Source organism: Paraburkholderia sp. SIMBA_030, from assembly GCF_046535245.1.
GTDB lineage: Bacteria > Pseudomonadota > Gammaproteobacteria > Burkholderiales > Burkholderiaceae > Paraburkholderia.
Map to the genome: position 1 here is coordinate 1 of NZ_JAWRXB010000462.1, position 274 is coordinate 274.

Below are 274 nucleotides of genomic sequence, written 5' to 3' on the forward strand. Positions count from 1 at the left end.
CATCCAGGTCGCCGAGGTCGTTATCGCTGCCACACGCGGCCAGGCTGGCGAACAACACCACCATCGATACACAACGAAGCGGACTCATTTCTGCGCCCCGTTGTAGCGATAGGTCTTGGCAAGGATGCTCATGCGCAACTTCGGACCACCTTCAGGGCTGGCCGGCGCGATGTCGAAATCATGCAGTGTCACGATCCGGGGCAGCCCGGCCACGCCACTGACGAAGGTCGCCAGGTCGTGATAGGCACCAGTCACCGTGATCTGGATCGGCAGT

At 61.3% G+C, this 274-nt stretch carries 1 pseudogene; it reads right to left on the minus strand.

Annotated features, from left to right (window positions below):
• Positions 1-84: 84 nt before the first annotated feature.
• Positions 85-274: pseudogene (gene pilO / locus SB772_RS40790) on the minus strand (type 4a pilus biogenesis protein PilO); the annotation flags it as partial.